Origin of the sequence: Paucibacter sp. JuS9 (genome assembly GCF_044043925.2) — a bacterium.
GTDB lineage: Bacteria > Pseudomonadota > Gammaproteobacteria > Burkholderiales > Burkholderiaceae_C > JAUASW01.
Window position 1 is genome coordinate 2,532,693 of sequence record NZ_CP194172.1, and the last position, 20,189, is coordinate 2,552,881.

Consider the following 20,189-nt stretch of genomic DNA (forward strand, 5'->3'; position numbering starts at 1 on the left):
CTGGAACGGAAGCGCCTCACGCAGGAAGCGTGGACGCGGTCGTTCAGCTCAATTCCGCAGGACGAGCAATGCGAGGTAGAGAGGCGGCGCCCCTGGGGGGCGTCGCAGCCCGGCCGCGAGACCGGCCGCGACACCGGCCGGAAGCAGCGGCGGCACCGGTTCGATGATGCCCATCAGCAGCGTGACGGCGGCGGGGTTGGGCTGCAGGTCAGGCACAACCGCCGAGGCCGTGCCCTGCGCATCCCTGTCGCAATGCGCCTTGCAGAGCTGCGGTTGGTCGTCGTCCATCTGCGCAGGCATGCCTTCGCAGCCTGGCATGGCCGCCATCATCTGGCCGTCCTGCAGCGCCCTCTGCAACTGCGGACAGGCGTAGGCCGCCGTGGCGAGCTGCATGAACAGCATCGCCATCAGCAGGCCGCCGGAGATCCAGCGACGAAGACGTCTGGTGCCGAGCATGGGTCGAAGCATAGCGTCCGAACGTCGAGCCTGGTTGTGCCAGGTCAATCTTTCGTCAGCGCCTGGATGATCGGGCAGTATCCCGTCTTCGATCCTGAGTCGCACTGATGCAGCAATGAAGTCAGAGCCCTGCGCATGGCCTTCAGATCGGCCAGCTTGCTTTCGATGATCTTGAGCTTGTGTTGCGCCAGCTCGCGCGTGTCACCGCAGGCATGAGCGGCGTCAAGCCTCAGGAGAGCACCGATCTCCTCCAGGCTGAAACCCAAGGCTTGCGCCCGCTTGATGAACCTGACGCGGCCGACTGCGCTGGCCGGATAGGCCCGCTGGCCACCAGCCGGCCGTGTCGGTTCGCTCATGAGACCGCGGCGCTGGTAATAGCGAATCGTTTCGACGTTCACACCGGCCTCGGCGGCCAGCCGCCCAATTGACAGCTCGCTCATTCGCCCCCTTGACTCCGTACCATGGTACGGACTTTAGACTGTCTTCCATCGAAGCATCGCGGAGCGCGCCAGCCTATGTCGACAGTCAAGATCAAGGGCTCACTTGTTGCCGGAACATTGGCAGCCATCGGTGCCTCGGCGTGCTGTGTTGGCCCGCTGGTGTTGCTTGCCCTTGGCATCAGCGGTACGTGGATTGCCCGGCTGACCGAATTTGAGCCCCTCAGGCCCTGGCTGACTGGCGCCACCATCTTGTTCCTTGGTCTGGCGTTTCAGCGCCTCTACTTGCGACCGCGAAGCTGCGAGCCCGGTTCGACATGTGCGACGCCCGCCGTGCTCAGGCGGCAGCGGCTGTTGTTTTGGTTCACGGCGCTGAGCTTGCTGGCGCTCTTGTCGGTGCCTTGGGTGGCGCCTTACCTGCTCTGAAGGATTCATCCCATGCAAAAAATTATTGCCAGCCTTGTTCTTTCACTCGCGGCAGTGGCCGCACAGGCCGAGAAGCCTCAGTCGGTGACGCTGAACATCCAGAACATGACGTGCAGCATGTGCCCGATCACGGTCAAGAAGGCGCTCGACCAGATGCCCGGTGTCAGCCGGACGAGCATCGACTTCGAAAAGAAGACGGCAACGGTCGCCTTTGACGCGGACAAAACTTCAGCGGCAGCGCTCACCAAGGCAACGACCGACGCGGGCTATCCGTCGACGGTGCGCAAATGACGGCTGTGGCCCCCGTCTTGGACTCCGTGCTGACCTGCCCCCACTGCGGGCACACAAGGCAGGAGTTCATGCCCACCGATGCGTGTCAGTTCTTTTACGAATGCATGCACTGCAAGACCGTACTTCGCCCCAAGCCCGGCGACTGTTGCGTGTTCTGCTCCTTTGGCTCCGTCAAGTGCCCCCCCGTGCAGATGGCACGGGGCTGCGCAAGCTGCGGGAGTTGACGGCAATCGTTTCGAGCGCGCGCGCTGGAGGTGGCTGGACCTACTTCGCCAATACGCGCTTCATGCGCTTGCGGCTGTAGACCTGGAACGCCTGGCCCGGTGGCGCCAGTTCAAAGGTCTAGATAAACTCGTCGTCAGCGATGAACTGGCAGCAGTGCCGCTTTATTCACCGATGAAGCGCTGCAGCGGCATCCAGTGCTCGGCGACTTTGTCGGCAGCGACAGCGGAGCTCATCATCCATCCGGACAGGGCAAGAGCAAGCACGGCCCGGGTAGCGGCTCGCAGCCGGCCCATGGTGCGCTCCTTTTTTCAATGCGCATGGCGGTGGTGAGCGTCCGGATAGTGCGCGTGACTGTGCGTCAGGGGCTCATGCCGGTGCGGGTGTGAATGGCGCGTGCCGGCCGGGACAGGCGGCACATGCTCATGGTCATGATGCGGGTCACCCGCTCCATGGACATGCTCGTGCTCATGCTCTTGCAATTCGTGCTGATGCTCATGCGCATGCCGTTCGGTCAGGTGCAGAGCGACGCCGACAGCCATCAGCAGGCCTGCCAGCAGCAAGGGCCAGGTGATGGGCTCACCCAGCCACACGATGGAGAGCAGCGCCCCGACGAAAGGCGCTGCCGAGAAGTAGGCCCCGGTGCGGGCCGTGCCCAGATGCCGCAGGCCGATCACGAACAGGACCAGGCTGGCGCCGTAGCTGGCAAACCCCAGCAGGCCGGCTGCCAGCACCGTCCCCGTCGCCGGCCAGGCCGCCCCGAGCCACAGGGCCAGCGCCAGGTTGGTGGCGCCGGCTGCCAACCCCTTGCTCATGGCGATAAAGCTGGCGTCATTCAGCGAGACCTTGCGGGTCAGGTTGTTGTCCACACCCCAGGCCAGGCAGGCACCCAGCACGGCAAGCGCCGGCCACCAGGCTTCGCTGCTCTGCATGGCGCCTTGCCTTCCTGGCCAGGAAAGCACGGCGCTGCCTGCCACGATGGCCAGCATGCCCAGCGCGATCTGGCGGTCGAAGTTTTCCTTGAAGGCAAACCAGGCGAGCAGCGCCGTCATCACGCCCTCTGCGTTCAGCAACAAGGACACATGGGTAGCGGGCAGCCGGGACAGACCCAGCATCAGCAAGACCGGCCCGACCACGCCCCCGGCCAGGATGGCACCCAACAGCCAGCCACGCTCCGCAGCAGCCAGGCGCACGGCTGGCGCGCGCCGAAGTACCCGCACCGCCCACAAGCCCAGGCCGGAGCCCAGGTAGAGCAAGCCGGCGAGCAGCCAAGGCCCGGTCTCGGCCAGCAGTGGTTTGGCCATGGGTGTGCCGGCGCCGAACAGGACAGCGGCGGCCAGCGCGGCAGCGATGCCAGGTTGAATCGTCGGTTTCACGACAAAGGCCCCATCGCTGTCACTGCATGACGCAGTGACAGTAGACGAATTGCTGGATGGCGCCCGAAGGCGTGCGATGAGCTTCGGTCAGTTGCTCCAGCAACTCGAACGCACCGCCAAACTGCGCATGCAGTTCGTCCGGTGCATAGCGCATGACGGGCAGGCCGCTGCACTGGGTCGGCCCGTCGGGGCCGAATGCGGCAACGATGACATGCCCGCCCGGCCGCACCGCGCGCCGCACCTGCGCCACATAGGCAGCACGCTGCGCCGGCTCGGTCAGGAAGTGAAACACGGCGCGGTCGTGCCAGATGTCGTAGGCCTGCTCGGCCAAGGGCACCTGGGTGATGTCGCCGACGATCCACTGCACGGCCTTCGCCTGTCGGCCGAGCCGCTGCCGGGCCACATCCAGGGCAGCAGCCGAGATGTCGAGAACGGAGAGCTCAAAGTTCGGCTGTGCAAGGAGGTCGTCGACCAGCGTCGAAGCGCCACCGCCCACGTCGATGACGCGGCTGCCGTTGACGCCTGCAATGCGTTGGACAAGGTCCAGGGACTGCTGCGCATGCGGCTGAAACCAGCTGACCGTATCGGCCGGTTTGCTTCGGTAGACGGTCTCCCAGTGGGTCTTGGCGTTTGTCATGTCACGGTCTCCAGCTTGCGGTCACGTCGATGGGCCCAACGATAAAGCACGGGCAGCACCAACAAGGTCAGCGCCGTGGACGAGAGGATGCCACCGATCACCACCGTCGCCAGCGGACGCTGCACTTCCGCGCCGGTGCCATTGGCGATGGCCATCGGCACGAAGCCCAGCGACGCGACCAGGGCCGTCATCAACACCGGCCGCAGCCGGGTCAAGGCACCCTCCCGAACGGCAGCGTCCAGCGGCAGGCCGTCGTCGCGCAGCGAGCGGATGTAGGCAATCATCACCAAGCCGTTGAGCACCGCTACGCCGGACAGGGCGATGAACCCCACGCCGGCCGAGATCGACAGCGGGATGTCGCGCAGCCACAGCGCCACGATGCCGCCGGTCAGCGCAAACGGCACGCCGGTAAACACCAGCAGACCGTCCTTGACGTTGCTGAACATCGCGAACAGGAGCAGGAACACCATCAGCAGGGCCACCGGCACGACGATCTGCAGGCGCTGGGCTGCCGACTGCAGTTGTTCAAACGTGCCGCCCCAGATCGTCCAATAGCCGCTCGGCACCTTCACCTTGGCCTGCATCTGCGCCTGTGCATCCGCCACGAAGGACCCGATGTCACGGCCGCGTACATTGGCGGTGACGACCACGAAGCGCTTGCCGTTCTCGCGGTTGACCTGGTTGGGCCCCGGCGTCATGTCGAACGTGGCGACGTCGCCGAGCTGCACATAGGCTGCCTTGCCATGGTCCAGCGGCAGGCGGATGGGCAAGCGCATCATGGCGTCGGGGTCATTGCGCAGCGCGTCCGGCAGGCGCACCCGAATGTCGAAGCGTCGGTCGCCCTGGAACAGCGAGCCGGCCTCCTGGCCGCCGATGGCCATGGACACGGTGTCCTGGACCTCGGCCACGCTAAGGCCCAGGCGCGCGAGCTGCTTGCGGTCCAGCTGCAGGGTCAGCATCGGCAGGCCCGAGGTCTGCTCGACCTTCACGTCCTCCGCACCCGGAACGCCCTCCAGCACCTTGGCGGCTTGCTCACCGATGGCGGCCATGGTTGCCGCGTCGTCGCCAAAGATCTTCAGCGCCACATCACTGCGCACGCCCGAGATCAGCTCGTTGAAGCGCATCTGAATCGGCTGCGTGAACTCGTAGTTGTTGCCCGGAACCTTGGCGACGGCCTGCTGCATGGCGCTGACCAGGGAGTCCTTGCTGCGCCGGGGATCCGGCCATTCCGAGCGGGGCTTGAGCATCACCAGGTTGTCGGCCACGTTGGGCGGCATGGGGTCAGTCGCGACCTCGGCCGTGCCCAGCTTGGCGAAGACCTTGTCCACCTCTGGAAATGCCTTGATCGTGCGTTCCAGCTCGGTCTGCATGGCGATGGCCTGCGTCAGACTGGTGCCGGGAATGCGCAAGGCGTGCAGCGCAATGTCGTGTTCGTCCAGGCTGGGGATGAATTCGCTGCCCATGCGCGTGGCCAGCAGGCCGCTCAGCGCCACCGACACCGCCGCCACCGTCATGACCAGCGGCTTGTTCAGCAGCGCCCAGTCCAGCAGCGGCGCATAGCCCCGCTTGGCCCAGGCCATCAGGCGGTTCTCCTTCTCGCCGACGTTCTGGCCGATCAGCATCGCCACTGCCGCCGGAATGAAGGTCACCGAGAGCAGCATCGCGCCGAGCAGCGCGGCCACCACCGTGAAGGCCATCGGGTGGAACATCTTGCCCTCCACGCCGGTGAGCGCAAAGATGGGCAGGTAGACCACCATGATGATGAGCTGCCCGTAGAGCAAGGGCCGGCGCGCTTCACGTGCGGCCGTGAAGACTTCGTGAAAGCGTTCGGTGCGGTTCAGCGGCCGCCCCGCCAGCGTCTGGGCATGGGCCAGCCGTCGCACACAGTTCTCGACGATGACCACAGCGCCGTCAACGATGATGCCGAAGTCCAGTGCACCCAGGCTCATCAGGTTGGCGCTGACCTTGTTCGTCAGCATGCCGGTGAAGGTGAACAGCATGGCCAGCGGAATCACCGCTGCCGTGATGAGGGCCGCGCGGATGTTGCCCAAGAAGACGAACAGCACGGCAATCACCAGCAAGGCGCCCTCGAGCAGATTGGTCTTGACCGTGGCGATGGCCTTGTCGATCAGCACAGTTCGGTCGTAGACCGTGTTGGCGACGACGCCGGCCGGCAGGCTGCGGTTGATTTCTTCCAGCTTCTTGTCCACGGCCTTCGACACGGTGCGGCTGTTCTCGCCCATCAGCAGGAACACCGTACCGAGAACGACCTCGTGGCCATCCCGGGTCGCGGCGCCCGTGCGCATCTCGCGGCCCAGCGACACTTCGGCTACATCGCGAACCCGCACCGGCGTTCCCTGCACGTTGCCGACCACGATGTCCGCGATGTCCTCGATGGTGCTGACCTGGCCGGGCGCACGTATCAACACCTGCTCGCCGCGGTGCTCGATGTAGCCTGCGCCGACGTTGGCGTTGTTGCGCTCCAGCGCCAGCACCAGGTCGCCGAAACTCAAGCCCCGTGCCACCAGCTTGTCGGGCGACGGCGCGACCAGGTATTCCTTCGCGTAGCCGCCGATCGTGTTGATCTCGGTCACCCCAGGGACGGTGCGCAACTGCGGCTTGATGATCCAGTCCTGGATCTCACGCAAGTCCATCGGCGTGTAGGGGCTGCCGTCGGGCTTGAGCGCGCCCGGCTTGGCGTCCACCGTCCACAGATAGATCTCACCCAGTCCGGTGGCGATCGGACCCATCGACGGGATGATGCCGGCGGGCAGCTTGGCCTTGGCCTCCTGGATGCGCTCGTTGACCAGTTGCCGCGCGAAGTAGATGTTGGTGCCCTCCTTGAAGACCACGGTGACCTGGGAGAGGCCGTACCGAGAGAGCGAGCGCGTCTGCTCCAGGCTCGGCAGGCCTGCCATGGCCGTTTCGATGGGAAAGGTGATGCGCTGTTCGGATTCGAGCGGCGAGTAGCCGGCCGCCGGCGTGTTGATCTGCACCTGGACATTGGTGATGTCCGGCACGGCGTCGATGGGCAGGCGCTGGTAGCTGAAGATGCCCAGCGCGGCCATGGCCAGCACGCTGACCAGGACGAACCAGCGCTGCTCGATAGCGAAGCGGATGAGTTTTTCAAACATGGTGATGCCGCCCTCAGTGGTCATGGCTGGCGCCGGCCTTGCCGATGTCCGCCTTGACCAGGAAGCTGTTCTTGGCGGCATAGCGTTCACCGGCCGTGAGGCCCTTGAGCACTTCCACGTAACGGCCGTCGCTGCGCCCGGTCTCCACCGGTCGCGCCTCGAAGAGCTGGCCGTAGCGACCAAACACCACCGGACCGCCGCCCAGTGATTGCACCCCTTCGGCGAGAACGGCCACAGGCACCGCGACTTCGTCCGAAGTCAGGTCCACCGTGACCGGGAGCCCCGGACGCCACAAGCCCTTGGGATTGGGCAGCAGCAGACGCGCCGTGGCGTTGCGACTCTGCTCACCAACCAGCGCTCCCACATAGCTCAACCTGGCCGTGGCCTGGGCCACGAAGGCCGAGGACTGAACCGTGGCGGCATCGCCCACCTTCAGCGCATTCACGTCCTTGGCCGGTACCGTCAGCTCGACCCAGACGGAGGACAGGTCGGCAACCTGGAAAATGGGTGCATCTTCCTTCAGCACTTCGCCGATGCTGATCTTCTTGTCGGTAACGACGCCGTCAATCGGTGAGCGGATCTCGTAGCGGGTCAGGCCTTGCGTCGATTCGCCAGGGGCAACACCGAGGCTGCCCAGCTTCTGGCGCGCGCTTTCGACGGCGATTTCGAGCTCCTGATAGGCCTGCCTGGCAAGCAGGTAGTCCTGCTCGGCGGAGATCTTCTCCTCCCACAGCCGCTTCTCACGCTCGAAGGTGGTCTTGGCCAGAGCCAGGCGCTTCTGCGCTGCCAACACTTCGCTGCGCTGGTCGGCCAGCGCTTGACTGGAGATGACGGCCAGGACCTGGCCCTTGCGCACGCGGTCGCCCGCGTTGGCACGCACGGCCTCGACGATGCCGGCCAGGCGCGGCGTGACGAATACCGTGGCGTCTTGATTCAGCCTGATCTCGCCGAGCAGTTGCAGGCTGCTGCGAATGCGCGCCGGGCCGGCGATGGCGATGTCGACCCCGTTGCGCTTGAGCTGCTCCTCGCTGATCTGCACACGGCCCTCGGCCTGCTCGAACTTGAACTCGAGTGCCTGGCCGGCGATGCTCGCCTCGATGGTGCCAAAGAAGGAATGCGGCTCCTCGACGGTGGCCGAACCCTTGAGGTAGTCCTTTTCGGCGGCGAAGTCGAACAGCTCTGGCGACCGTCCCAGTCGCTCCACGCGGACCTTGACCTTGGCCTGTTCAGGTGGCACAGGCCTGCCTTCATGGTAGAGGTAGATACGGAACTCGGGTGGCACGTCCGTCTCGAAGATGCTGAGTTCCAGCCCGAAGCCCGCCTGCGTGAACAACTTGCCGCCATGGGGGCCTCTGGTGGCCGGTGCGGCCTGTGCGTGGTGGTCGCTGTCGCTGTGACCTTCCTTGTCATGTCCCTTGTCGCCGTGCCCTTCTTCGGCATGGCCTGCCTCCGCATGGCCATGGTCCTCGCCCGCCGGCTGGACCTTGTCGGTGCGCAGAATCGCCGCGCCCAGCACCAGGCCCACGACCAGAACAGCGGCAATTGCCAGGGCTGACTTCTTGTTCTTGATGTCCGTTGTCATCACTGTTTACTCCAGGGGTTGACCATTGCTGGCGGCGGAGCTGCCCAGCAGACGGTCGAGTTCGGTGGCGGCGCGATAGGCGTCGGCGGTGTTGCGCAGGATTTGCTGCCGCAGCTGAAACAGCGTGCGTTGGGCATCGAGCACATCGATGAAGGCGAACTTGCCCAACTCGAAACCCTTCACGGCTGCGTCATAGGCGGTTTGAGCGGTGGGCAGCGCCTCTCTGCGCAGCATCTGCGCCTGCTCGCGCGTCAGTCGCAATTTCTCGAGCGCCTGAGTCACCTCCGCCTGCAGGCGCAAGGTCACCGCCGTCAGTGCTTCGCGCGCCTGGTCTTCGCGGCGCAGCGCTTCGAGCAGATTGCCCTGATTGCTGTCCAGCAACGGCAGCGGCATGGACAGCCCGATCACCGCCTGGGTACGGCCCAGCTCTGCATCGCGCTTGGCGCCCACAGTGAGAGTCAGGTCGGGCACACGTTTGGCTCGCTCGCCTTCGCTCAAGGCTTGACGGCGGGCAATGTCCAGCCGCGCCAGCCGGATCGCCGGCGCCTCGACGATCATTTCGCCCAGGCGCTGCGCGCCTGGCAAGTCAGGCAGCAGGTCTGCGTTGCCGGCGGCCTGCCCGAATTCGACAGCGCCGGGGCCCCACAGCGCGCGCAGCCGCTGTCGGGCCAACAGCTGGTCGCTCTGGGACTGTGCCAGGTCCGCCCGGGCGGCGGCCTCGGCGACCAAGGCCTTGGCCTGCTCCAGCGGTGGCACTTTGCCCGCTTGCAGTCGCTTCGTGGCAATGCCGAAGGCGGTTCGCGCCAGCTCCAGCGAACCCAGACTCAGGCGCACTTGCTCCTGGGCCCCCAGCAGCTCGAAGAAGGCACTGGTGACCGCCGCGCGCAACTCGGCTTGCTTGGCCTCGAGCGCCACGCCAGCCTGCTCACGCGCACGCGCCGCTGCGGCCAGGCGCGCCGAACGCTTGCCGCCCAGCTCAAGGGGCTGGGCCCATTGCACGGTGGTCGTCCGCGTGGCGTTGCGGGTGTCCTCGACCAGCACGCCCAACTCGGGGTTGGGTCGCGCACCGGCCTGGGTCTCGGCGCCGGCCATCGCCTGCAGCTCCAGCCGGGCGATGGCCAGGTCGGGGTTGTGCGTCAGGGCAAGGCGAAGTGCCTCGCTCAGGGTCAGGCCTGCATCAACAGGCGAGCTGGACGGGGTGGCGTCAACGGCGGGCTTGGCAGCAGACTCGCCCGTGGCCGCCCGTGCAGGGAAAAAGGATATACACAGCACCGCCAATGTCAGCGGTGACAACAAGCCTCGAAAATGGCTTCGCATCGAACTCTCCGGGTTGTGGAAACAACGGGGGATGGGTTCGGCGCTACGTCGGCTCGCTGGACGAGCCTGGCAATGAAAGCTGGAAGACGACGCGCCGAATCAGGCGCGCAGCCAGTTGGGGCGGTCCAGCCCCTCCGGTACAAAGGACTCCCCCACGCATGGGAGGTCGGTCGGTGGGGCGGACCGCTCTTGCGGCGGGAGCAGCAGCCCCTCGCCGTAGGCGAGAGCCAGCTGGTTCAGGTGGCAATGCCCATGATCGAGATCGGCCGCCTGCAGCACACTCTTTGCGCTCGATTTGCCGGCGGACTCGCCGGTGTTCACATCGCCTTCATGCGAATGGGCATGGTGACCGAAGTGCGTGCGGTGCTTTGGAGCGCTGTCCTCATGCCCGCAATAGCTGGCCGCCGTCGCCCAGGAGAACTGGAGCAGCACCAACAGGGCAAAGAGGAAGACGATGCAACGACGCATGGCGGAAAGTATATAGACGGACCGTGTGGCGGGATCAGCGGCTGACGTCCGCCTTCAACAGGCGCAGCCCATTGAACACCACCAGCAGGCTGGCCCCCATGTCGGCGAAAACAGCCATCCACATGCTGGCATCCCCGAGCACCGCCGCCACCAGGAAGCCAGCCTTGATGCCAAGCGCAAGTGTGATGTTCTGCCACAGCACGGCATGGGTGCGGCGGGACAGGCGGATGGTCTCGGGCAAGCGCTGCAAGTCGTCGTTCATGACCAGCACATCGGCCGCTTCCATGGCCGTGTGCGTCCCTGCGGCACCCATTGCGAAACCGATATCGGCCTGCGCCAGGGCTGGCGCATCGTTGATGCCGTCACCGGTCATGCCCGTAGGGCCCAGCCGGCGTTGCAGGTCTTGAATGGCCGCCAGCTTGTCCTCTGGCAGCAGATTGCCGCGAACCTCGGCAATGCCCGCCTGAGCGGCAATGGCCTCAGCCGTCGCCTGGTTGTCGCCGGTGAGCATCACCGGCGTGACGCCCAGCGCTTTCAGGGCGGCCACGGCCTGCTGCGACGAGGGCTTGATCGTGTCGGCCACGGCGCAGAGGGCCAGCGCACCTTGCTCGCTGGCCAGCAGGGTCACAGTTCGGCCGTTCTTCTCATGCTCGCGCAACTGGCCTTCGATGGCCGGCGAGCATTGGCCGCGTTCCTCGATCCAGCGATGGTTGGCCAGCACATAGCCGGCGCCCGCCATCTGGCCTTGGACGCCTCGACCCGCCACGGCGGCAAAGTCATCGACGTTCAGCATGGCTGCTTGAAAGTTGCCAGCGCGCAGGCCTTGCGCGATGGCGCTCGATACCGGGTGATCGGAGCGGCTCGCCAAGCTCAGGGCGAGCGTGGCCAGAGCGTTGCTGTCCGCCGATTCGTCGAGCACCTGGAACGCGACCAAGGTCGGCTTGCCCGCCGTGATCGTGCCCGTCTTGTCCAGCGCCACGGCCTTGAGCTTGCGCGCCTGCTCCAGGTAGACACCGCCCTTGATGAGGACGCCACGCCGAGCGGCTGCGGCCAGCGCGCTCACGACAGTCACCGGCGTCGAGATCACCAGCGCACAGGGGCAGGCGATGACCAGCAGGACCAGCGCCTTGTAGAGCGCAAGCATCCAGCTCCATCCTGCGAGCCAGGGCGTGAGCAGTGCGACGGCGATGGCAAGCAGGAACACCGCAGGTGTGTAGATCGCGGCGAAGCGGTCGACAAAACGCTGCGTCGGCGCGCGCGCGCCCTGCGCCTGCTCCACCGCGTGGATGATGCGCGCCAAGGTGCTGTTTGAAGCCAGCGCGGTGACCCGGAACTCGAGCGCGGCGGTCTGGTTGATCGTGCCGGCATAGAGTTCGTCGCCCGCAGCCTTGTCGACCGGGATGCTCTCGCCGGTGACCGGCGCCTGGTCAACGCTGCCAGTGCCGGATATCAGCACGCCGTCGAGGGGCACGCGTTCACCGGGCCGCAGGCGTACCAAGGCGCCAACGGGCACCACAGCGACAAGTTGCCGCGCCCACGAGCCATCGGCCTGCTGCACCTCAGCGTGTTCGGGCGCCATCGCCAGCAAGCTCTGGATGGCGTTGCGAGCCCGATCGACGGCGCGCGCTTCAATCAACTCGGCAATGGCGTATAGCGCCATCACCATGCCGGCCTCCGGCCATTGTCCGATCAAGAAGGCGCCGGTGACCGCCACTGCCATCAGCGCGTTGATGTTCAGGCGTCCCGAACGCAGGGCGGCCAGACCCTTCTTGTAGGTGCTGAAGCCCGACAACGCGATGGCCGTTCCCGCGAAGAGCATTTCAGCCAGCTTGAGCATCAGCCCGTCGGCCGCCAGGAAGAACAGGCCCTCGGCCACGAGAGCCATCAGCAACGCAAGCAGCAACTTCGGTAGCTCCGACTTCAACGGTGCAGTCTCGACATGGCCCGATCCGCCCGTAGCTCCCGGCACCGCCACATCCAGCAATTGCGGGGTGAAGCCAATCTTTCGGATCGCCGCCAGTGCGGTATCCAGGGCAGCAGGATCGGCGACGATCGACATCACGCGCTCACCGAGGTCGAAACGCAAAGACTTGATTTCGCCGATCGGCTCGAGTGCCCTGCGGATCTCCGATTCCTCGGTGGCGCAGTCCATCGTGGCAATTCGATAGCGCCGTGTCGCCGAATCCGCGGGGCCGGCTGGCATCGATGCGATTTCTGGCACTTGAGCGCATGACGAACCGCAACAGGCCGTTTCGCAGGTGGAGTCGGTCGCCGCAGGACTGGTGGTTTGAGCATCCATGGGGCCATTTGAAACCCTGTAGCGGGTGTAGAGTCAAGTGCCCCTGGCCAATGATTGAAAGGTGTCGATGAAGATCGGGGATTTGGCTGCCGCGACGGCCACTCAGGTGGAGACGATTCGCTTCTACGAACGCGAGGGGCTGCTGCCTGCACCGGCGCGGACGGCGTCCAACTACCGCAGCTATGACGGCACGCATGTCGAGCGCTTGTCGTTCATCCGCAAATGTCGATCACTGGACATGGCGCTGGACGAAGTGCGAGCGCTGCTGCGGCTGAAGGACGCGCCCCGAGATGGTTGCGGTGAAGTCAACCTATTGCTCGACGAGCACATTGCACATGTTGCGCAACGCATCGCCGAGCTGACGGCCTTGAAGCATGAATTGGTCGGTCTTCGCACACGCTGCGACGGCCCCAATGCCGGCGCTGACTGCCAGATCCTGAAGGAGCTGAGTGAAGGACCGGCCAGCGCCAAGCGTCCGGAAGATGCCAAGCTGCACTTGGGCGGAACCCATGGCGTCAGTGCATCGCGAAGCACCGGCCGTGGTTGAAGGTGGCCAAGGCAGCCCCATCACCCGCGCCGCAGCCGCAGCGCGTTGGTGATGACCGAGGCCGAGCTCAGGCTCATCGCCAGCGCCGCGATCATCGGCGACAGCAGCCAGCCGGTAAACGGATACAGCAGGCCGGCGGCAATCGGGATACCCAGGGCGTTGTAGACGAAGGCGAACATCAGGTTCTGCTTCATGTTAGCGACCGTCGCCTCCGACAGCGCCCGCGCCGTCGAGATGCCGCGCAGGTCTCCCTTCACCAAGGTCACCTGGGCGCTGTTCATCGCCACGTCGGTCCCCGTGCCCATGGCAATGCCGACATCAGCCTTGGCCAGCGCCGGTGCGTCGTTGATGCCATCGCCGGCCATGGCGACGATGCGGCCCTCGGTCTGCAGGCGCGACACCAGCGCCAGCTTGTCGGCTGGTTTCACCTCGCCGTGCACTTCGGCTATGCCCAGCCGAGCCCCGACGGCACGGGCCGTGGTCAGACCATCACCGGTGGCCATGACGATGCGCAGCCCGGCAGCGCGCAGTGCGGCCAGTGCCTCTGGCGTGCTGGCCTTGACCGGGTCGGAGACAGCCAGCAGGCCCAGCAAGTGCCCGTCGGCCGCGAGGTACATCACACTGGCCCCTTCGGCCCGCAGCGTCTCGGCCTGCGGCAGCAGCAAGCCGACGTCGACACCCACCTGCTGCATCAGTGCCGTATTGCCCAGCGCCAGCTGACGCCCCTCCACGATGCCGCGCACGCCGATGCCGGTGCCGGACTCGAAGCCCTCGGGTTTGGCCAACGAGAGCCCGCGCTCGCGCGCCGCCTTGACGATGGCCTCGGCCAGCGGATGCTCGCTGCCCTGGTCCAGGCTGGCGGCCAGGCGAAGCAACTCGGCCTCATCGATACCGGGCGTCGGGATCAGCCGGTCGAATACCGGCCGGCCCTCGGTCAGCGTGCCGGTCTTGTCGATGATGAGCGCATCGACCTTGCGCAGGTTCTCGATCGCGGCGGCATCGCGGAACAGCACGCCGCTGGTGGCGCCGCGTCCGGTCGCGACCATGATCGACATCGGGGTGGCTAGGCCCAGCGCGCAGGGGCAGGCAATGATGAGCACGGCCACCGCATTGACCAGGCCGTAGACCCAGCTCGGCTCGGGGCCGAAGAAGCCCCAGGCCAGCAGCGTCAGCACGGCGATGCCGACCACGGCGACGACGAAGTAGCCGGCCACCTGATCGGCCATGCGTTGCATCGGCGCCCGCGATCGCTGGGCCTGCGCCACCATCTGCACGATCTGCGCCAGCATGGTTGCGGACCCCACCCGCTCCGAACGCATGACCAGCGCACCATTGGTGTTCAACGTGGCGCCGATCAGCTTGTCGCCCGGCGACTTGACGACCGGCACCGGCTCACCGGTCAGCATCGCTTCGTCCACCGCGCTGCGGCCTTCGACCACCATACCGTCCACCGGCACCTTCTCGCCGGGACGAACGCGCAGCAGGTCGCCGACATGCACGTGGGATAGCAGGATGTCGCTCTCGACGCCCTGCTCGTCAATGTGCCTTGCCGTCTTGGGCGCCAGACCCAGCAGCGACTTGATGGCCGCCGAGGTCTGCGAGCGCGCCTTCAGTTCCAGGATCTGCCCGAGCAGCGTCAGCGAGATGATGACAGCCGCGGCCTCGAAGTAGACGGCCACCCGGCCCATCGCCCGGAAGGACGCCGGAAAGACCTCGGGCACCACCGTTGCGACCACGCTGTACACGAACGCAGCACCGGTTCCCAGCCCGATGAGCGTCCACATATTGGGGCTGCGGTTCAGCAGCGACTGCAGGCCTCGCCGGAAGAAGGGCCAGCCCGCCCAGAGCGCGACAGGCAGCGTCAGCACCAGTTCGATCCAGCTCTGGGTGGTCATCTCGAACCACTGCAACCGGTGCCCGAGCATGGCCAGCACGGTGACGACCACGGTCAGCGGCAGCGTCCACCAGAAACGCTGCTGGAAGTCGACGAGCTCCGGGTTGTCTTCCTCTTCCAGCTCGGGCAGCAGCGGCTCCAGCGTCATGCCGCATTTCGGGCAGTTCCCCGGATGGTCCTGACGGATCTCAGGATGCATGGGGCAGGTGTAGATCGTCGCCCCGGCTCCAGACGCGGGTACGCGGATCGCAGTTTCCGAGGAGGACGTTGGTGCATGACCCACATGTGTCTCCGCCTGGTGCGGCGCAGACGCGGGGTGGTGGTGATGCTGGTGACCTGTATGTCCATGCTGCGCAGCCGCTTCAGCCGATACCAGATTCATGCCGCAGATGGGGCATTGCCCGGGTCGATCCTGCCGGATCTCCGGATGCATCGGGCAGGTGTAGACCGCTGGCGTGACCGGCTCATGGTGCTCGTGCTCGTTCTTCATGGTGCTCCCTGCAATGGCGCGTCCGCCGACGGGTGGATCGACTGCCGCAGTCTCGACCTTGACACGATGGTAAGGTCAAGGATTTTTCCCCGGGGGGACCGAACCGTCGTTCAGTATCCGGGCCTGCGGGTCCATCGCCCAGTTGCGCGCCGCACTTGCCTTGATGCGCATCAACGCAGTTCATCGGATGCCTACCTAAGCTGATCCTCGAGTCAGCACCGGCTGAAGTGTCCACAACCTCCAGGAGTAGCGACATGCGCAAATTGGTACCTCTTGCATCATTGGCCCTCCTCATGATGGCCTCCACCGCAACGATGGCGCAGGACCGCCCGGCCCCGGCCGCCTCGGCCGCATCCTCGCCGACTGAGTGCGCTGGCGCCAAGGCGAAGCGCCACGACCATGGTGCCGAGCGGGGCATGCCCAGCGCAGCGAACATGCCTTGCGCGCCTGCGGCTGCTTCGGCGGCTTCAGCGCCCGCCAAGGCCAAGGCAAAGCCCCTGCATGACCACGCGAAGGTGCACAAGAATCAATGAGCCCCGTCATCGGATGACGGCATGGCAGGCCGAGACCCCACGCCTCGCACGAGCAGGGCGTGGAGGGTCTCCAGGTGTGGCCACTCGGTTCGCATCGCACGCGCCGGAAACCTCGAAGCCAGCCAGGCATAGGCCAGGTACTTCACGAGCTTGCCCAGCCAGAGCGCCAGCATGACCTCGACGACTGGCAATCGAGTGATGCCGGCGAGCATCAGCGCTGGAGTCAGCGGCAGCGGTGTCGCGCCAATGACAAACAGGGCCAGCACGCCGTAGGCCCCCAGCCATCGCGTCGCGTCACTCCAGGCTACAGAGCGCAGCACATCGGGATAGCGGGTGAACAACAACTCCCACCCCAGATGATGAAAGGCCAGGTAGAGCAGGCCCCCACCCAGAGCGGCGCCCACACTTGAGCTGATTGCGATCGCCCGCCAACGCTTCGGCGCCATCAACACCGCGGCGATCAGCAGGCTCGCGAATGGCACTGACATCGACAAGGTCGAGACCGTCGCCGTGCCAGCCACCACGATTGGAAATGCGCGGCTGTCGGCCCGCCGAAGCAAGGAGCGCAGCAGGCTGGACTCGACGACGCCGCGCAGCATGAGCCTGTCCCGAGCTCCGACCTGCCCTTGCCCCGGTATCGCGCTCAGGTCGCTGCCTGCGCCCCGCCGAGCGCCGGGATGAAGCGTGGCGTGCGGGCGGCATAGCGGCGGTAGGCGTCGCCAAACTGCTGTTCCATCTCGTGCTCCTCGGTGATGGCCAGGCGGCCGTACATGACGAGCAGGATCGGGAACATCGCGAGCGTGAGCAGCGTCGGCCATTGCGCCAGGAAGCCCAGCAGGATCAGCACGAAGGCCACGTACTGAGGGTGGCGGATCCGGGCATAGGGCCCCACCGTCGCCAGGCTGTGGCGGCGCTGCGCGTGGTACAGCACATGCCAGGCGCTGGACAGCAACCAGAAGCCACCGCCCAGGAGGATGTAGCTGGCAATGTGCAGCGCGCCGAAGTGCGGATCGCCTTTCTCGCCGAGCAAGGTCGACCACAGGTGGCCCGAGTTGTGTGACAGCAGGTCAAGGCCTGGATAGCGTGTCTGCAGCCAACCGGACAACAGGTAGATCGTCAGCGGGAAGCCATACATCTCGACGAACAGCGCAACGATGAAGGCGGCGAAGGCGCTGAAGCTGCGCCAGTCGCGTGCCGTCTGCGGCTTGAAGAAGCTGAACGCGAACATCACGAAGACGGCCGAGTTCAGGATGACCAGCGACCAAAGCCCATAAGCGGGAGCATCGTGCGTCATGGCTGCCTCCTTTTGTCTTCGCGATCGTCTCCATGCTGGTGATGTCCGCCACCGTGGTGGTGGCCGCGGTGCATGAACACATGCATCAGCGGGCAGGCGAGCAGGAATGCATAGGGAAGGAAGCCCAGCAGATGCGCACGGTGCTCCTCCCAGAGGAACCATGCTGCGACAGCCGCGAGAACGATCCATCCCAGCCCAAAACGGGAGCGCCAGAATGGCGCGCGTTGATGATCGTGTTCCATGGCGATCTCCTTGGAGTTACTTGCCCGGAGCGGCGGGGCTCGGAGGCATCCGGTCCATCATCATTTCCATCATCATCTGCATCATGTCCATGCGCTGCTCCATGGCTGCGCCGCGCGCCTTCGGATCGGCTGACATCTGCTTCATCATGGCCATGCCACCCTGCATGGCCTTCATGTGCTCGGCCATCAGCGCCTGGCGCTCCTCGGGCGTTTTCGCCGCCATCACCTTCTGGTGCATGTCCTGCATGACCTTCATCTTGTCGGCCATGTCAGGACTCTTCGTGGCAGAAGGGACAGCGGCCTTCGGCGGCGCGTTCCGGGCGGCGGAGGCCGCGCCATCCGGATGGTGAGCTTGATGGTCCTGCTCTTTGGTTTGGGCCGTGGCGAGGCCGGCGACGAACAGCAGCGCCGTGGCGCCGAAGGCAATCTTGTTCATGGTGCTCTCCGAAAGAGTTACGGCGAGGAAACCCCACTGGGGTACAGATCGAAGGCACGCGTGCTGCCCCGCCTCCAGCACGCGCCAGTATGGGCGTGCGGTATCTGCGCCTGACTGGGCTTGCCCAGAGGCGCGATGGCGGATGGCTAAATGGTCAGCCTCAGAAGGCGGATAGGAATGGGTGGCCCCGTCTTGCGCGGTGGCACCCGGGTGATGGGTTCTTCTGCCATCCAGACATCAGCCGACGTCCAGGCCAGCGAACTGCACTGAACGAGCAGCGGTAGCATGCTGCCCGGACTCCCCAGATCCTTGGCCAAGAGGCTCAAGGCGGAGCGCTCGTCGTCGCAGAACTTCTGGCAAGCACCCTCGTGGTCCTGCGGAGCAGGCGCAGCTGGGTGGCCGGCATGGACCTGATGCCCGTGCTCTTCGGCGGCGGCGTCATGTTGATGGGCCGGACTTGGCGGCGGCGCCAAGCCTGCAACTCCTTCGCCTGCGCCGCCCAACGCGCAGGCATTGACCATCCCGGCACTCAATGCGAACACCCAGACGAACAGCATGGCAGCTGCAAGCCGCCTTCTGGCCGTTCGTCCAAGCGTTGTTGTCATGGAATTGCGCGTCCCGCTCAAGCATTCAGTGCACAAACCATGTTGCGCCCACTGGGGGCGCCTCACGTTGATCCTCATCAACCCGGCGACATCTGGTCGCCCGAGTCGATGGCTCGGATCACTTGGCGGCTTGTTGAATCTCCGTCACGACGAAGCCGCTGGCGCCCTTCTCCACCTTGAAGCGGATCTTGTCGCCCACCTTGACCTGGTCGACCATGGCCGGGTCCTTGACCTGGAACACCATGGTCATGCCGGGCATGTCCAGGTTCTTGATGTCGCCATGCTTGATGGTGAGCTTCTTGTTGTCCTTGTCGATCTTCTTGATCTCGCCATCGGTCAGATCCGCGGCGGACGAAGAGGCGGCCGTGCCATGCATCTTGCTGTGGTCCATGGCCTGGGCTGCGGCCGTGCCGGCCAGGGCGGCGCTCGCTGCGATCAGCGAGGCCAGGGTCAGGTTCTTGAGTGCGTTCATGGGTAGCTCCTTCAACGGTAGGTTTGATAAGTGCGTGCGCTGCCGTCCTTGTTCAGCAGAAGCACGTCGTAGGGATCCTTGCGCTGGCCATACTCCGGGCCATCCATGCCCGGCGATCCGATGGGCATCGCTGGCACGGCCAGGCCGAGCGCCTGCGGCCGCTCACGCAGCAGGCGCCGGATCTCGCGCACCGGCACATGACCCTCGATGGCGTAGCCGCCGGCCAGGCCGGTGTGGCATGAGCCGTACTTGATGTCGACGCCCAGTTGTTTGCGTGCATTGGTATTGCCAGCGTCACTGACGGACACCTGGAAGCCATTGGTCTCCAGGTGCCTGATCCAGTCCTTGCAGCAACCGCAGCTCGGGCCTTTCCAGACCTGAATTCGAGGCGCCAGCTCGGAAGGCGTCGCCCTGCGAGCCCTTGCTGGCCCAGCAATCACCAGAACGGCGCAGCCGGCCAGCAGTTGGCGTCGCGTCATCAGCGACCCTGGCAGGGCGTCAGTGCTTGTGGTCTGCATGGCTGTCAGCCTTGGGCGCACCGACCTTGCCGGCGACGTTGACGGCGCCCTTCATGCCCGCGTCGTAGTGGCCGGGCTGCAGGCAGGCAAAGTCGATCTTGCCGGCTTTGGTGAACTGCCACACGATCTCGCCGGCCTTGCCAGGTGCGACGGTGACCATGTTGGGGTCGGCGTGTTCCATCTCCGGGAACTTCTTCATGACCTCATAGTGTTCCTTGAGCTCCTTCTCGGTACCCAGCACCATCTCGTGCTTGACCTGACCGGAGTTCTTCACGACGAAACGCACGGTTTCGCCCTGCTTGACGTCCACGCTCGACGGCGTGAAGCGCATCGCGTCGCTCATGTTGATCTGGACGGTGCGCAAAGCCTTGGCAGCGATGCCAGGCTTGCCAATGGCATCGCTGTCATGGCCGTGCCCGCCCGGGTGATTGCCGCTGGCCAGTGCCGCGCCGGAAACAAGCGTGAGCGCGAGCGCTGAGATCGAAATTTGAGGGATGAGTTGCATAGTGAGTC

Annotated in this window: 23 protein-coding genes; 4 read left to right on the plus strand and 19 right to left on the minus strand. The window is 65.5% G+C overall.

What is annotated here, in order from left to right:
• Positions 1 to 48: 48 nt before the first annotated feature.
• The gene (locus ABT392_RS11325) at positions 49 to 456 is read right to left on the minus strand and encodes a hypothetical protein (RefSeq protein ID WP_334275943.1); all 408 of its coding nucleotides are present in this window, start codon (positions 454 to 456) and stop codon (positions 49 to 51) included.
• 44 nt (positions 457 to 500) lie between these two features.
• Positions 501 to 896, minus strand: a complete 396-nt coding sequence (gene merR, locus ABT392_RS11330; RefSeq protein WP_334275944.1) for an Hg(II)-responsive transcriptional regulator — start codon at positions 894 to 896, stop codon at positions 501 to 503.
• Between the two features lie 75 nt (positions 897 to 971).
• On the opposite strand from merR, the gene ABT392_RS11335 reads away from it, so the two are divergent.
• The 3 genes from ABT392_RS11335 to ABT392_RS11345 are packed head-to-tail and all read left to right on the plus strand — an operon-like array spanning position 972 to position 1,834.
• Complete coding sequence (locus ABT392_RS11335) at positions 972 to 1,319, plus strand: mercuric transporter MerT family protein (protein ID WP_334275945.1); 348 nt, start codon at positions 972 to 974, stop codon at positions 1,317 to 1,319.
• A gap of 12 nt (positions 1,320 to 1,331) precedes the next feature.
• Positions 1,332 to 1,610 (plus strand): mercury resistance system periplasmic binding protein MerP, encoded by a 279-nt coding sequence (gene merP, locus ABT392_RS11340; RefSeq protein ID WP_334275947.1) that lies wholly within the window; start codon positions 1,332 to 1,334, stop codon positions 1,608 to 1,610.
• Entirely contained in the window at positions 1,607 to 1,834 is a 228-nt protein-coding gene (locus ABT392_RS11345; RefSeq protein ID WP_334275948.1) for a GDCCVxC domain-containing (seleno)protein, read from the plus strand. The genes merP and ABT392_RS11345 overlap by 4 nt, the downstream gene beginning before the upstream one ends.
• 162 nt (positions 1,835 to 1,996) lie before the next feature.
• Here ABT392_RS11345 and ABT392_RS11350 read toward each other — a convergent pair whose 3' ends face one another.
• The 8 genes from ABT392_RS11350 to ABT392_RS11385 form a co-directional block, all read right to left on the minus strand.
• Positions 1,997 to 2,128 (minus strand): hypothetical protein, encoded by a 132-nt coding sequence (locus ABT392_RS11350; protein ID WP_334275949.1) that lies wholly within the window; start codon positions 2,126 to 2,128, stop codon positions 1,997 to 1,999.
• Positions 2,129 to 2,143: 15 nt separating this feature from the next.
• On the minus strand, positions 2,144 to 3,208 hold the full coding sequence (locus ABT392_RS11355; protein WP_334275950.1) for a DMT family transporter: 1,065 nt from the start codon (positions 3,206 to 3,208) through the stop codon (positions 2,144 to 2,146).
• Between the two features lie 19 nt (positions 3,209 to 3,227).
• A complete protein-coding gene (locus ABT392_RS11360) occupies positions 3,228 to 3,845 on the minus strand; it encodes a class I SAM-dependent methyltransferase (RefSeq protein WP_334275951.1) in 618 nt (205 codons plus the stop codon).
• Positions 3,842 to 6,979, minus strand: a complete 3,138-nt coding sequence (locus tag ABT392_RS11365) for an efflux RND transporter permease subunit (protein WP_334275952.1) — start codon at positions 6,977 to 6,979, stop codon at positions 3,842 to 3,844. The genes ABT392_RS11360 and ABT392_RS11365 overlap by 4 nt, the downstream gene beginning before the upstream one ends.
• A gap of 13 nt (positions 6,980 to 6,992) precedes the next feature.
• Entirely contained in the window at positions 6,993 to 8,561 is a 1,569-nt protein-coding gene (locus ABT392_RS11370) for an efflux RND transporter periplasmic adaptor subunit (protein WP_334275953.1), read from the minus strand.
• A 6-nt stretch (positions 8,562 to 8,567) separates the two neighbouring features.
• Positions 8,568 to 9,878, minus strand: a complete 1,311-nt coding sequence (locus ABT392_RS11375) for a TolC family protein (protein WP_334275954.1) — start codon at positions 9,876 to 9,878, stop codon at positions 8,568 to 8,570.
• Between the two features lie 99 nt (positions 9,879 to 9,977).
• Positions 9,978 to 10,346: a cobalt-zinc-cadmium resistance protein gene (locus tag ABT392_RS11380; RefSeq protein WP_334275955.1), complete on the minus strand. Its 369-nt coding sequence runs from the start codon at positions 10,344 to 10,346 to the stop codon at positions 9,978 to 9,980.
• A gap of 34 nt (positions 10,347 to 10,380) precedes the next feature.
• Positions 10,381 to 12,645, minus strand: coding sequence for a heavy metal translocating P-type ATPase (locus ABT392_RS11385; RefSeq protein WP_395385749.1), 2,265 nt, complete (start codon positions 12,643 to 12,645; stop codon positions 10,381 to 10,383).
• A gap of 67 nt (positions 12,646 to 12,712) precedes the next feature.
• Between ABT392_RS11385 and cadR the strand changes: the two genes are divergently transcribed.
• Positions 12,713 to 13,192 carry a Cd(II)/Pb(II)-responsive transcriptional regulator gene (gene cadR / locus ABT392_RS11390; protein ID WP_334275957.1) on the plus strand — a complete coding sequence of 160 codons (480 nt, stop codon included), beginning with the start codon at positions 12,713 to 12,715 and terminating at the stop codon, positions 13,190 to 13,192.
• 20 nt (positions 13,193 to 13,212) lie between these two features.
• Here the strand turns inward: cadR and ABT392_RS11395 are convergent, their stop codons facing one another.
• The 9 genes from ABT392_RS11395 to ABT392_RS11435 all read right to left on the minus strand — a co-directional run bounded on the left by ABT392_RS11395 (position 13,213) and on the right by ABT392_RS11435 (position 20,181).
• Positions 13,213 to 15,576, minus strand: a complete 2,364-nt coding sequence (locus tag ABT392_RS11395) for a copper-transporting P-type ATPase (protein WP_334275958.1) — start codon at positions 15,574 to 15,576, stop codon at positions 13,213 to 13,215.
• Between the two features lie 526 nt (positions 15,577 to 16,102).
• Positions 16,103 to 16,708 carry a YqaA family protein gene (locus ABT392_RS11400; RefSeq protein ID WP_334275960.1) on the minus strand — a complete coding sequence of 202 codons (606 nt, stop codon included), beginning with the start codon at positions 16,706 to 16,708 and terminating at the stop codon, positions 16,103 to 16,105.
• 44 nt (positions 16,709 to 16,752) lie between these two features.
• Complete coding sequence (locus ABT392_RS11405) at positions 16,753 to 17,403, minus strand: methyltransferase family protein (protein ID WP_334275962.1); 651 nt, start codon at positions 17,401 to 17,403, stop codon at positions 16,753 to 16,755.
• On the minus strand, positions 17,400 to 17,645 hold the full coding sequence (locus ABT392_RS11410; RefSeq protein ID WP_334275963.1) for a DUF2933 domain-containing protein: 246 nt from the start codon (positions 17,643 to 17,645) through the stop codon (positions 17,400 to 17,402). Before ABT392_RS11410 ends, ABT392_RS11405 begins: the two co-directional genes overlap by 4 nt.
• Before the next feature lie 16 nt (positions 17,646 to 17,661).
• Positions 17,662 to 18,081 (minus strand): hypothetical protein, encoded by a 420-nt coding sequence (locus ABT392_RS11415; RefSeq protein WP_334275964.1) that lies wholly within the window; start codon positions 18,079 to 18,081, stop codon positions 17,662 to 17,664.
• Positions 18,082 to 18,227: 146 nt separating this feature from the next.
• Complete coding sequence (locus tag ABT392_RS11420; RefSeq protein ID WP_334275965.1) at positions 18,228 to 18,638, minus strand: hypothetical protein; 411 nt, start codon at positions 18,636 to 18,638, stop codon at positions 18,228 to 18,230.
• A 166-nt stretch (positions 18,639 to 18,804) separates the two neighbouring features.
• Positions 18,805 to 19,158 carry a copper-binding protein gene (locus ABT392_RS11425; protein WP_334275966.1) on the minus strand — a complete coding sequence of 118 codons (354 nt, stop codon included), beginning with the start codon at positions 19,156 to 19,158 and terminating at the stop codon, positions 18,805 to 18,807.
• Positions 19,159 to 19,169: 11 nt separating this feature from the next.
• Positions 19,170 to 19,676, minus strand: coding sequence for a DUF411 domain-containing protein (locus tag ABT392_RS11430; protein WP_334275967.1), 507 nt, complete (start codon positions 19,674 to 19,676; stop codon positions 19,170 to 19,172).
• Positions 19,657 to 20,181, minus strand: coding sequence for a cupredoxin domain-containing protein (locus ABT392_RS11435; RefSeq protein ID WP_334275968.1), 525 nt, complete (start codon positions 20,179 to 20,181; stop codon positions 19,657 to 19,659). Before ABT392_RS11435 ends, ABT392_RS11430 begins: the two co-directional genes overlap by 20 nt.
• Between the last annotated feature and the right edge of the window lie 8 nt (positions 20,182 to 20,189).

What these genes read in the sequence shown, in the direction of transcription:
- ABT392_RS11325 (WP_334275943.1), bottom strand. Translation starts at nt 456, where the DNA reads ATGCTCGGCACCAGACGTCTTCGTCGCTGGATCTCCGGCGGCCTGCTG.
- merR (WP_334275944.1), bottom strand. Translation starts at nt 896, where the DNA reads ATGAGCGAGCTGTCAATTGGGCGGCTGGCCGCCGAGGCCGGTGTGAAC.
- ABT392_RS11335 (WP_334275945.1), top strand. Translation starts at nt 972, where the DNA reads ATGTCGACAGTCAAGATCAAGGGCTCACTTGTTGCCGGAACATTGGCA.
- merP (WP_334275947.1), top strand. Translation starts at nt 1,332, where the DNA reads ATGCAAAAAATTATTGCCAGCCTTGTTCTTTCACTCGCGGCAGTGGCC.
- ABT392_RS11345 (WP_334275948.1), top strand. Translation starts at nt 1,607, where the DNA reads ATGACGGCTGTGGCCCCCGTCTTGGACTCCGTGCTGACCTGCCCCCAC.
- ABT392_RS11350 (WP_334275949.1), bottom strand. Translation starts at nt 2,128, where the DNA reads ATGGGCCGGCTGCGAGCCGCTACCCGGGCCGTGCTTGCTCTTGCCCTG.
- ABT392_RS11360 (WP_334275951.1), bottom strand. Translation starts at nt 3,845, where the DNA reads ATGACAAACGCCAAGACCCACTGGGAGACCGTCTACCGAAGCAAACCG.
- ABT392_RS11365 (WP_334275952.1), bottom strand. Translation starts at nt 6,979, where the DNA reads ATGTTTGAAAAACTCATCCGCTTCGCTATCGAGCAGCGCTGGTTCGTC.
- ABT392_RS11370 (WP_334275953.1), bottom strand. Translation starts at nt 8,561, where the DNA reads ATGACAACGGACATCAAGAACAAGAAGTCAGCCCTGGCAATTGCCGCT.
- ABT392_RS11375 (WP_334275954.1), bottom strand. Translation starts at nt 9,878, where the DNA reads ATGCGAAGCCATTTTCGAGGCTTGTTGTCACCGCTGACATTGGCGGTG.
- ABT392_RS11380 (WP_334275955.1), bottom strand. Translation starts at nt 10,346, where the DNA reads ATGCGTCGTTGCATCGTCTTCCTCTTTGCCCTGTTGGTGCTGCTCCAG.
- ABT392_RS11385 (WP_395385749.1), bottom strand. Translation starts at nt 12,645, where the DNA reads ATGGATGCTCAAACCACCAGTCCTGCGGCGACCGACTCCACCTGCGAA.
- cadR (WP_334275957.1), top strand. Translation starts at nt 12,713, where the DNA reads ATGAAGATCGGGGATTTGGCTGCCGCGACGGCCACTCAGGTGGAGACG.
- ABT392_RS11395 (WP_334275958.1), bottom strand. Translation starts at nt 15,576, where the DNA reads ATGAAGAACGAGCACGAGCACCATGAGCCGGTCACGCCAGCGGTCTAC.
- ABT392_RS11400 (WP_334275960.1), bottom strand. Translation starts at nt 16,708, where the DNA reads ATGCTGCGCGGCGTCGTCGAGTCCAGCCTGCTGCGCTCCTTGCTTCGG.
- ABT392_RS11405 (WP_334275962.1), bottom strand. Translation starts at nt 17,403, where the DNA reads ATGACGCACGATGCTCCCGCTTATGGGCTTTGGTCGCTGGTCATCCTG.
- ABT392_RS11410 (WP_334275963.1), bottom strand. Translation starts at nt 17,645, where the DNA reads ATGGAACACGATCATCAACGCGCGCCATTCTGGCGCTCCCGTTTTGGG.
- ABT392_RS11415 (WP_334275964.1), bottom strand. Translation starts at nt 18,081, where the DNA reads ATGAACAAGATTGCCTTCGGCGCCACGGCGCTGCTGTTCGTCGCCGGC.
- ABT392_RS11420 (WP_334275965.1), bottom strand. Translation starts at nt 18,638, where the DNA reads ATGCTGTTCGTCTGGGTGTTCGCATTGAGTGCCGGGATGGTCAATGCC.
- ABT392_RS11425 (WP_334275966.1), bottom strand. Translation starts at nt 19,158, where the DNA reads ATGAACGCACTCAAGAACCTGACCCTGGCCTCGCTGATCGCAGCGAGC.
- ABT392_RS11430 (WP_334275967.1), bottom strand. Translation starts at nt 19,676, where the DNA reads ATGCAGACCACAAGCACTGACGCCCTGCCAGGGTCGCTGATGACGCGA.
- ABT392_RS11435 (WP_334275968.1), bottom strand. Translation starts at nt 20,181, where the DNA reads ATGCAACTCATCCCTCAAATTTCGATCTCAGCGCTCGCGCTCACGCTT.